Here is a 9620-nt window from a genome sequence, read left to right on the forward strand (position 1 = left end):
TTCATTTCCTGCTCAGGCCGGCGTCAGCCAGCCGCGCAGCAGATAGGCATAAAACCCCACCGCCTCGCGCACGGCCATCACCACATCCCACAGTTCGAATAACGGCGGATAGCTCGATGAAATCCGCCTGATGCCTTGCTGCCGCAACGCCAGCCGGGTGCGCGCGATGTGGAAATATTGTGTGACGACGCAGACGGTTTGGTAATGCTGCGCATGCATGACAGCGGCGGTGTTGCGCGCGCTGGCGCGCGTATCGAAGCCGGCGCGATCAATCGTGATGCGGCTGGCCGGGATGCCAGCTGCCACCAGGTATTCCTGCATCACGCCCGCTTCGTCGAAGCCGCTGGTCTTGCTGTCGCCGCTGACGATCAAGTGCCGGTAGCGGCCGGCAAAATACAATTGCGCCGCCTGGTCGAGGCGTGCCTTCAGCCGATACGAATGCGCGCCGCTGCCTAGCACCAGCGCGACGTCGCATGGGTCCTGGCTGCGATAGGTGTCGCCCAGGCCGACCAGCACAATCGCGATCGCGGTGCAGAGCGCGATGCTCAGCAATCTCGACACGGCCGCTTTGATGCAGGCGCCGGAGCTGACTGAGCGGGTCGCGATGGCGGTCGAATCCGGGACTATCATTTACGCGCCCAATGTGTTGCTGCCAGCCGCCGCCGATGGTTTCGCCACCCCGGCCTGATACCAGTCGATGCGGCGGGTAACGATCATGATCACGGCCAGGATGACGAACAGCATCAGCGCGCCCAGCACCAGTGCGTTGTCTTCCGAAATCAGCAAGCCGTATAACGCGCCGTACAGCAAGGTCAACATGGCGCCGAAGCCGAATCCGCGCCAGGCGCTGCGCAACACATTGCTCAGGTAGAAGGTCAGCAAGCCGATGCAGGCAATGCTGGCGATCAGGTAGGACAGCCAGAAGGCGATGTGTTCCGACAGGCTGACCAGCAACAAAAAGAACAGCGCCAGTGCGAGTCCGACCAGCAGGTACTGAATCGGATGGATAGGCAACTGCTTGATGATTTCAAAAATGAAGAAACCGGCAAAGGTCAGCAGCACGAACAGCAGGCCGTATTTGGTGGCGCGGTTCGCTTGCGAATAAATATTGACCGGTTCCGCTAGCCGGATTTCCAGATTTTCGACATTGCCGTCCTGGCCTTTGGCGGCAAGCAATTGACGTTGAGCACTGGATGCCAGCGATGAAATTTCCCAGACCGCCTGGAAGCCCTTGTCCGATACGCTGCGGGTACGCGGCAGGAAGCTGCCGCCGAATTGCGGGTGCGGCCAGCTGGACGTCAGTTCGATCCGGTTGTTGTCGCCGATCGGCGTGACGGCGAGATTTTCGGTGCCGGCCAAGGTCAGGTCGAACGAAAAATTCAAGCTGCCGCGCTCGGCCATGTTGTTATCGGCCCAGTTCGCATGCATGCCCTTGCCGAGACGGCCGGCGCCTTGCTCCAACGGCAGCGCCTGCGCATCGACTTTCAGCAACGGCGTGCCGACCACGCCGCGCACATCGCTGATGCCGATCGCCAGATACGGTTTCAGCAAGGTCGCGTGCTCGCTTTCAAGCTGTGCGGCGGATGGCAGCTGATAGTCGATGCGGCCGCTGAAACGGCCCTGCATTTCATACACCTGTACCTTGTGCAGACCGCGGTAGCGCTCGCCCGGCACCAGCGTTCCCTGCATCTGCAGGTCTTTCGGGAAGAACAGGTATTCACGCGTCTCAACCCTGCTGCGGTAAATCTTTCTGGCGTCCGCATCCTGGCTGACTTCTTCGATCTTCACCTGGAACGGCTGCACCAGGATCGGCCCGGTAACGGTTTGATTGCCGGCATAACTGGCGGCAATCGATGCCACCGCTTCGCGCCGGTGTTGCTGGCGATCGTTGACCGTGTCGCCGATCAAGCCGAGCGGGATCAGGATCAATAAAGTCAGGAAAATAATTGCCAGTAATTTGAGTAGTAGAGGTCGGTTCATGGTGTCTCGCTTGATTGGGCACCTCTAAAAACCGTAGCGAGCGGCCCAAGGTCGGGGCGAGAAGCGGAGCCGTACGGTTGTACGGCGAGCATCACAGCCCCGAGATTGGGACGCGCAGTAGGTTTTTAGAGCTGCCTATAGGTCGAAGTGACATGGGATCACGTTGACTATCAGTGTAGGCAAGCCGTGTGAACCGGTAATGGCGGCTGCAAGAAGCCGCCGGGGCGGGAATGTGAAGCGGGTGTGAAGTAGGACAGCAGGCGCGCTTCAGACTATATTTACCGGCAGCGTCAGCAGCGCTTCAGCACCGCCTCCGGGCCGGTTGCGCAGCTGCACATCGCCATGATGTAGCTGTACCGCCTGCTGCACGAAACATAGCCCGAGACCGCTGCTTTTATCCTTGCCGCCGGGACGCGGCAGCGAATAGAAACGTTCGAACACGCGCCCCAGCGCATAGTCCGGAATGCCCGGGCCCTGATCGGTCACCGAGACCGTGATGGCGCCGCCAGTCGTGTACTCGAGCGCGATGCCGATCCGGCCCTGCGGCGGCGAAAATTCGATCGCATTTTCCAGCAGATTGACCAGCGCCTGGCGCAGCAGAAAGACTTCGCCATACATTTGCGGCAGCGGCTGCGAGACGCTGAGTTGCACCGTCAGCGTGGCCTGCTGCAGGCGCGGCTCCAGCAGATTGACGACCTCTTCGACCAATTCCGCGAGCGCCAGCGGCGCGGCATTTTCCAACGCCTGCCGATGTTCGATGGCGGCCAGCGCCAACATTTTTTCAATCAGTTCAGCCAGCCGTTGCGACTGCTTGCGGATGTTATTGGCGAAGCGCCGCCGCTGCATCTCCGGCAACTCCTCGTCCAGCAATTCCGCCGCGCCCTGGATCGCCGCCAGCGGGCTTTTCATTTCATGCGTCAGGCTGTGGATGTATTGCTCGACATATTGCTTGCCTTCCAGTTTCTGCCGCATCGATTCCAGCGCCTGTCCCAACTCAACGATCTCGCTGGCGCCCTGCTGCGGCGGTTGCACCCGCTGGCCGGCAGTCACGGCACGCGCATAGCGTTGCAAGGCTCCCAGCGAACGACTGATCCACAAGGTCACGCCGAGGCCGACCGCCAGCGACAGCGCCAGCAGCAGGGCGCCCCAGCGCAGGATGGTTCGTTCACTTTGAACAATTGCCGGTTGCAAGGTGCTGTTGGGCTTGGCTACGGTCAGCACGCCGATCAGCCGCTCACCGTCTTTGATTGGCGCCGCCACGTGCATCACGGTGGTCCGCTCGTCGCTGTCGACATCGCGCGTGGAGCGCACGCCGTAGCCGCCGTGCAAGGTCAGGTAGACATCGTTGCGGCGCGAATAATCTTGGCCGAGTGCGCGTCCGGTCGAGTCGAACAATACGATGCCACGAACGTCGGTGACGTAGATCCGATAGTCGAGCGAGGTCTTGTGCAAGCCCCAGATTTTTGCATCGACCTTACGGTGTGCGTACTCGCGCACCCGATTGGCGAAGTTGCCGTCGGCGATCCGCTGCTGCTTCATGTCGTCGGCCGCCAGCTCCGCCAGGATATTGGCGGTGTCGACCAGAGTGTCCTCCATCGCCTGCCGTACCGCGGGTTTGACTTCGCCCAGGAACACGCGCTGGATAAAGACCCCGGCCAGCCCGACGATCAGGAAGTAGCCGAGCAAGATGCGGATGCCGAGTTTCATGGCTGCTGCGGATCGATCGAATAGCCCAGTCCGCGATGGGTGCGGATCGGATCGGCGGCGGGCATGATGGCCCGCAGCTTGAGACGCAAGGTCTTGACGTGGGTATCCACCGTGCGGTCGGTGCTGTCCGGCGCGTCGTGCCAGATCGAATCCATTAACTGGCTGCGCGGAAAAATGCCGCCCGGGCGACTCAACAGCATCTTCAGCAGCAGATATTCATAGCGTGTCAGTTGCAAGGTCTGACCGGCATAACGAATCCGCATGCCGATAGGGTCGACCTCAAACAGCCCCGGCGTCGGCTCGTGGTTATTGACTACAGGCGCGTCCTGCTGGGTCGAACGCCGCAACACCACCCTGATCCGCGCCGCCAGTTCACGCGGCGAGAACGGCTTGACCATGTAATCGTCGGCGCCGATTTCGAGCCCGATCAGGCGGTCGATTTCGCTGCTGCGGGCAGTCAGGAAAATCACCGGCAGCGATGAAAACTTGCGCAGCTCGCGGCAGACGTCAAAGCCGCTCATGTCGGGCAAGCCGACATCCAGCACCGCCAGGTCGAACTGACCCGATTGCGCCTGTTGCAGCGCGGCACGGCCCAACTGGCAATGCTGCACCTGCATGCCTTCGCTATTGAGCGCATAAATCACCGTGTCGGCGATGGCGCTTTCGTCTTCGGCCAGGAGGATGTTCGGCATGCTCAGTGTTCGTTCTTGATGTGGATGGGCAACTATTATACGGGGCTGCGGAGTCGGCTCCTGAAGCGCGCGGCGCCCTCTCCACCAGGCGGGAAATAGGCAGTTGCCAGAAGGATTATCATGGGTTTTTAGAGGACAAAATCTAGCACGATCGTACTTTTTCCCCTAGGGATTCCCCCTATAATCAGACTCTTTCATCCCATCTCAAGAGGTCGTTATGGCACTGCCCGTTGCGTTGCAAAACCTGAGCCTTCCCGTCATCGGTTCGCCGATGTTTATCGCCAGCGGCCCGGCCTTGGTGGCTGCGCAGTGCAAGGCCGGGATCGTCGGCTCGTTCCCGGCATTGAATGCGCGTCCTGCGGAATTGCTGGATACCTGGCTGACCGACCTGCAGGCCGAGCTGGCCGCTTATCAAGCACAACATCCGGATGCCAAAGTGGGACCGATCGCGGTCAACCAGATCGTCCATCAATCCAACGACCGCCTGGCGCACGACGTCGCGGTCTGCGTAAAGCATCAGGTGCCTATCATCATTTCCAGCCTGCGCGCGCCGCCGCCGGAGATGATGGAAGCGATCCACAGTTACGGCGGCATCGTGCTGCACGACGTGATCTCGATCCGCCATGCGGAGAAGGCGCTGGAAGCCGGGGTCGACGGCTTGATCCTGGTGGCGGCGGGAGCCGGCGGCCATGCCGGTCCGTTGTCGCCGTTCGCGCTGGTGGGCGAAGTGCGCAAATTCTTCAAGGGACCGATCGCGCTGTCCGGCGCGATTGCGACCGGCGACGCGATCCTGGCGGCGCAAGCGATGGGGGCCGATTTCGCCTACATCGGTTCGCGCTGGCTGGCGACCAAGGAAGCGCATGTCGATGACGCCTATCGCGAGGCGATTGTCGAATCGACCGCGGCCGACGTCGTGTACACCAATCTGTTCACCGGCGTGCATGGCAACTACCTGAAAAAATCCATCGTCAATGCCGGTCTCGACCCGGACAACCTGCCCGAAGCCGACAAGTCCAAAATGAATTTCGGTTCCGGCGGCACCGGCGCCAAGGCCTGGCGCGACATCTGGGGCGCCGGTCAAGGAGTTGGCTTGATGGATGACGTGCCGACCGTGGCGCAGATGGTGGATCGTTTGCAGACGGAATATCAGGCGGCCAGGAAGCGTTTGGCGCTGTAATCACCGGATTAATACTCGCGGCTGGCCCTTTTAAAAAAAGGGTGCAGCCGCTGTCACAAAACGTCTGCCGATCCGTCTTATCATGACGACCGAGGAGCAGAGCGCAATGAACCTACCGCACCATCCATCCACCCAATTCAATCAACACCGCAGCCGCCTGTTCGGCATCGCCTACCGCATGCTGAGTTCGCGTGCCGATGCCGAGGACGTGTTGCAGGACGCCTATCTGCGCTGGCACGATGCCGATCCGCCCGACAATCCCGAGGCATGGCTGGTGACGGTAGTCACCCGCTTGTGCATCGACCGCCTGCGCAAGGCCAAACTCGAACGCGAGACCTACACCGGGCCGTGGCTGCCGGAACCGCTGATCGGGGCCGCAGCCGATCTGCAGTCGCCGCAAGCAATCATGGAATTCGCCAGCGATGTCTCGACCGCCTTCCTGATGGTGCTGGAACGGCTTGGGGCCGAGCAGCGGGCGGCGTTTTTATTGCACGAGGTATTCGACGTCGGCTATCCGGAGATTGCGCGGATGCTGGGCAAGGGCGAAGCCGCATGCCGCCAGCTGGTGCATCGGGCCCGCAACCAGGTGCGGCAGCCGGCGCCGCGCTTTGCGGTCAGCCGCGAGGCCCACATGCAGCTGCTGGAAAAATTCATCGCCGCCAGCCAGAGCGGCGACCATGCGCTGCTGAGCGATATTTTTGCCGACGATGCGAGCTTTACCGCCGATGGCGGCGGCAAGGTGCTGGCCGTGCTGAAGGTGCTGCATGGCGTGGAACGGATTGTGCGCCTGCTGCAAATCATCGCACGCGATCTCGGCCAGCGCGCGACGTACCGGACCACCGAGATCAATGGCGAACCGGGTGTCTTGCGCTATGTCGATGGCCGGCTGGACGCGGCAGTATCGTTCCTGCTGGAGGCCGGCGAAGACAATCGCGCGCCGCGCATCAAGGCGGCGTATCTGGTGCGCAATCCGGATAAATTATCTTTCGCTTAATCGGTGCGGCCTGTCACAAACGGCCGACATGAAACGTCTTGATGGCGTGAGAAGCCTCTCATGCCAATTTTTACAAGGAGTTTTCATGTCCAAGCAACGTATTCCGCATAACACCGTGCTGCCGGCAGGATATAAGGCGATGCTCGCTTTGAGCGCGGTGGTCGATGCCGCCAGCGTCGGCAAGCCACTGATCGATTTACTCTTTTTGCGCGTGTCCCAAGTCAATGCCTGTGCGTATTGCATCGACATGCACGCCCGCGATCTGCTGGCCCATGGCGAGTCGTGGCAGCGCATCAATAGCCTGGTTGCCTGGCGCGAAACGACTTTTTACAGCGAGCGCGAACGGGCCGCGCTGGCTTGGGCGGAAGCGGTCACGGCAATTGCCGAAACGCAGGCGCCGGATGAGTTGTACGAAGCGCTGAAAACGCATTTTTCCGAGTTGGAAATTACCGAGCTGACCTATGCCGTCGCGTTGATGAATGCATGGAACCGGCTGGGAGTCGGCTTTCGGATGACGGTGCCGCGGGCGGAACTGGCTAACGCTGTGCGCTGAGTTATAAGTCCGGAAAAGTAGGGCGGATGAGCGTAGCGTTATCCGCCGTTTTGGATGTGCCGCATGTGTGTGCTGCATCCAGAACGGCGGATAACGCTACGCTTTTCCGCCCTACTTGCTGTATGAATGAGCGCCAATAGGGCACCTCTAAACATCGTTGCGGTCGAGCTGAAGGCGAAGCCCAACATCCCCATCTAAGCCCCTCCTCAAATCACATTAAGAAAATTCTGTTTTTAAACGGATTGACCTGATGTGTGATTTTTATTGTCTTAATTTTAATAAGATACCTCTTCGCCGGAACCAGGTTCCGGCCTCATTGGCAAGAAGGAGAAATTTCATGTTTTTGAATTTTCTCCTTTTTATTTGAAACCAAACTAATTTGGAGGCCGATATGGCGGAGCAAAAAGATAAACCAAATACTGGATTTTTAATGAGTGCTAAAGGACGTTTACGATTAGCAAGCCGGGAAAGGTTGGTACTGGCTTATTACAACGACGGCGGCAAGAATAAAGGCCATTGCACTTATGGTTATGGCACGCTGGTTCATCGCGGAGTATGTACAAAAGAAGAAATGAAATTGCCTGTTTCGCTTGCAAAGGCGGAAGTGAAACTAAATTCAGGAATCCGTGATGCGGAAAGTGCGATCAAGCGCAATTTGACTTATCCATTAAATCAAGATCAATTCGATGCTTTGGTTAGTCTTACATATAACGCTGGTCCTACAGGAGCAGGAAAAGTATTTCTTTCACTTAATGAAGGAAAATTGCAGGCCGCAATAGATAAGATCAAAAAAATGATTTATGCAACTCAGAACGGAAAGAAGGTTGCTATGCGAGGATTGATCAATCGTAGAGAAGAAGAAAGCGCACCATTCGAAGCAGCTCTCAAGGAGGCGGTAAATGATTAAGAGAATATTGGCACTTTTAGGATTGTTATTATTTTTTCACATTGCTTACGCCATCAATCCTGGTGATAGGATTTTAGGAAAATGGAAAGTTATTCAGGTATTGGACTCAAGTGCAATAGCGGAAATGTCAGATGAACAGGCAAAGCGTGCGCTCGGAAAATATCTGGTTATTGACAAGAAAGCTGTTCGTTTTCAAGAGGAAATCGGGCTGTTACCGACCTTTACAGAATCAAAACAAAATACTTTTGATTACTTTTATCATGGCTATCGTATGGATCCTGTCAATTTGCATCTTCCTGAAACCGTAACGGAGATTAGAATTAATTACAAGAATTCCATAGACGTTTATGCTGTTTATCCAAAAAACAAAAATTCCATTATTTTCTATTGGCGAGGATTTTTTTATAAGGCAATCAGATCCAGATAATGGATGAAAAATGATAAAGAAAATATTGATATTCTTAAGCTTCCTATGTGTGTTAGTCCCTACTCACGCATCAAGCCCCGGAGATATGCTGTTCGGAAAATGGAAGGTGGTGGCGATGTTGGATCCATTACCAATACTGGGATCAGATGAAAATGGAGAAAAACATGCCATTGGAAAATATTTAATCATCAATCAAAATGAAGTGCACTTTCAGAAAAAAATTGGACTATTGCCAATTTTTACTGAGTCTCGATACGATACGCTTGATTATTTTTACAACGGCAAAGGCTTTAGAAATATGGATCCTACTAATCTACATCTCCCAGAAATGGTTACTGAAATAGATATTGAATATAAAAATGCAATGGGTGTTCACTCGGTATATATCCAAAGCAAAAACAGTATCGTTTTTCTCTGGCGAGGATTCTTCTACAAAGCAATCAGAGCGAAGTAATAAAGGCGGCCCTGCACAACGCCGCGTGAGGTATTTCTTTATTCATCTTCCGGGGGCGGCATCGCCCCCTTTTCAATTGCTCAGGATGCCAGAGCACCTCGAAAAACCGTAGCGAGCGGCGCAAGGTCGGAGCGAGAAGCACAGCCGTATGGAGGTACGGCGAGCATCGCAGCTCCGAGATTGCGCCGCGCAGTAGGTTTTTCGAGGTGCCCGCCACTCCTTGTGAGAATGGCGTCTGTCAGCGGCTAGGCTTTGCGCTGTCTGGCTTTCCACGCGTTCAGGTAATCAACGCTGGCTTGAGCCTTTTCCGCCATCACGTCGGCAGAAGCCAGCGCCCAGCGGAACATCACGTCGATATCGTACGCGTTCAGCGGCGGCGGACAGGCGGGGTCGCCGTGCTCCTGAGCTAGAGCGTTGGCATGCAGCGCCGCCAGGCACTTGCGAATGCCTTGGCTCATGTCCAGCGAGAGCTCGATGAAATGCGCTGCTGGATCGGTGCGCAGGTCTTGGTCCAACCAGGAGAACGGTTGGAGATCTGCTGTTTCTGGGATGGGTGGGGATTGTGGGGATTTCTTGGAATTACTCATTACGACCTCCTTAACTTGCGATTAATCCGCGTCCCGCTGCTAAACGGGGTGATCGAGTCGCCCAAAGGAACCTCCCCTTCAGGCTCTCACAGAACCGGACGTGAACCTCTCGATTCATCCGGCTCTTGTCGTTCAGCCCCAA

Annotated in this window: 11 protein-coding genes; 6 read left to right on the plus strand and 5 right to left on the minus strand. The window is 56.9% G+C overall.

Annotated elements, in window-relative coordinates:
- Positions 1–12 precede the first annotated feature (12 nt).
- From ACFPM8_RS13805 to creB, 4 genes are all read right to left on the minus strand, one after another.
- Positions 13–630, minus strand: a complete 618-nt coding sequence (locus ACFPM8_RS13805; protein WP_378998135.1) for a YdcF family protein — start codon at positions 628–630, stop codon at positions 13–15.
- Positions 631–1980, minus strand: a complete 1350-nt coding sequence (creD, locus tag ACFPM8_RS13810; RefSeq protein ID WP_378998136.1) for a cell envelope integrity protein CreD — start codon at positions 1978–1980, stop codon at positions 631–633.
- 267 nt (positions 1981–2247) lie between these two features.
- A complete protein-coding gene (gene creC, locus ACFPM8_RS13815; protein ID WP_378998137.1) occupies positions 2248–3687 on the minus strand; it encodes a two-component system sensor histidine kinase CreC in 1440 nt (479 codons plus the stop codon).
- Positions 3684–4385 carry a two-component system response regulator CreB gene (gene creB, locus ACFPM8_RS13820; protein ID WP_378998150.1) on the minus strand — a complete coding sequence of 234 codons (702 nt, stop codon included), beginning with the start codon at positions 4383–4385 and terminating at the stop codon, positions 3684–3686. Before creB ends, creC begins: the two co-directional genes overlap by 4 nt.
- 211 nt (positions 4386–4596) lie before the next feature.
- Between creB and ACFPM8_RS13825 the strand changes: the two genes are divergently transcribed.
- The 6 genes from ACFPM8_RS13825 to ACFPM8_RS13850 all read left to right on the plus strand — a co-directional run bounded on the left by ACFPM8_RS13825 (position 4597) and on the right by ACFPM8_RS13850 (position 8891).
- Complete coding sequence (locus tag ACFPM8_RS13825; protein WP_378998138.1) at positions 4597–5556, plus strand: NAD(P)H-dependent flavin oxidoreductase; 960 nt, start codon at positions 4597–4599, stop codon at positions 5554–5556.
- A gap of 106 nt (positions 5557–5662) precedes the next feature.
- Complete coding sequence (gene sigJ / locus ACFPM8_RS13830; protein WP_378998139.1) at positions 5663–6550, plus strand: RNA polymerase sigma factor SigJ; 888 nt, start codon at positions 5663–5665, stop codon at positions 6548–6550.
- An 85-nt stretch (positions 6551–6635) separates the two neighbouring features.
- Complete coding sequence (locus tag ACFPM8_RS13835) at positions 6636–7103, plus strand: carboxymuconolactone decarboxylase family protein (RefSeq protein ID WP_378998140.1); 468 nt, start codon at positions 6636–6638, stop codon at positions 7101–7103.
- A 391-nt stretch (positions 7104–7494) separates the two neighbouring features.
- On the plus strand, positions 7495–8010 hold the full coding sequence (locus ACFPM8_RS13840; protein ID WP_378998141.1) for a lysozyme: 516 nt from the start codon (positions 7495–7497) through the stop codon (positions 8008–8010).
- The gene (locus tag ACFPM8_RS13845) at positions 8003–8437 is read left to right on the plus strand and encodes a hypothetical protein (RefSeq protein WP_378998142.1); all 435 of its coding nucleotides are present in this window, start codon (positions 8003–8005) and stop codon (positions 8435–8437) included. Before ACFPM8_RS13840 ends, ACFPM8_RS13845 begins: the two co-directional genes overlap by 8 nt.
- A gap of 10 nt (positions 8438–8447) precedes the next feature.
- On the plus strand, positions 8448–8891 hold the full coding sequence (locus tag ACFPM8_RS13850; protein ID WP_378998143.1) for a hypothetical protein: 444 nt from the start codon (positions 8448–8450) through the stop codon (positions 8889–8891).
- Positions 8892–9136: 245 nt separating this feature from the next.
- Here ACFPM8_RS13850 and ACFPM8_RS13855 read toward each other — a convergent pair whose 3' ends face one another.
- A complete protein-coding gene (locus tag ACFPM8_RS13855) occupies positions 9137–9478 on the minus strand; it encodes a hypothetical protein (protein WP_378998144.1) in 342 nt (113 codons plus the stop codon).
- Positions 9479–9620 lie beyond the last annotated feature (142 nt).

The sequence above is a fragment of the Paraherbaspirillum soli genome, from assembly GCF_042654985.1.
Classification (GTDB): Bacteria; Pseudomonadota; Gammaproteobacteria; order Burkholderiales; family Burkholderiaceae_D; genus Paraherbaspirillum; species Paraherbaspirillum soli.

Bases quoted from the DNA above. Each gene is read 5' to 3' on its own strand.
- ACFPM8_RS13805 (WP_378998135.1), bottom strand. From the start codon at position 630: ATGATAGTCCCGGATTCGACCGCCATCGCGACCCGCTCAGTCAGCTCC.
- creD (WP_378998136.1), bottom strand. From the start codon at position 1,980: ATGAACCGACCTCTACTACTCAAATTACTGGCAATTATTTTCCTGACT.
- creC (WP_378998137.1), bottom strand. From the start codon at position 3,687: ATGAAACTCGGCATCCGCATCTTGCTCGGCTACTTCCTGATCGTCGGG.
- ACFPM8_RS13825 (WP_378998138.1), top strand. From the start codon at position 4,597: ATGGCACTGCCCGTTGCGTTGCAAAACCTGAGCCTTCCCGTCATCGGT.
- sigJ (WP_378998139.1), top strand. From the start codon at position 5,663: ATGAACCTACCGCACCATCCATCCACCCAATTCAATCAACACCGCAGC.
- ACFPM8_RS13835 (WP_378998140.1), top strand. From the start codon at position 6,636: ATGTCCAAGCAACGTATTCCGCATAACACCGTGCTGCCGGCAGGATAT.
- ACFPM8_RS13840 (WP_378998141.1), top strand. From the start codon at position 7,495: ATGGCGGAGCAAAAAGATAAACCAAATACTGGATTTTTAATGAGTGCT.
- ACFPM8_RS13845 (WP_378998142.1), top strand. From the start codon at position 8,003: ATGATTAAGAGAATATTGGCACTTTTAGGATTGTTATTATTTTTTCAC.
- ACFPM8_RS13850 (WP_378998143.1), top strand. From the start codon at position 8,448: ATGATAAAGAAAATATTGATATTCTTAAGCTTCCTATGTGTGTTAGTC.
- ACFPM8_RS13855 (WP_378998144.1), bottom strand. From the start codon at position 9,478: ATGAGTAATTCCAAGAAATCCCCACAATCCCCACCCATCCCAGAAACA.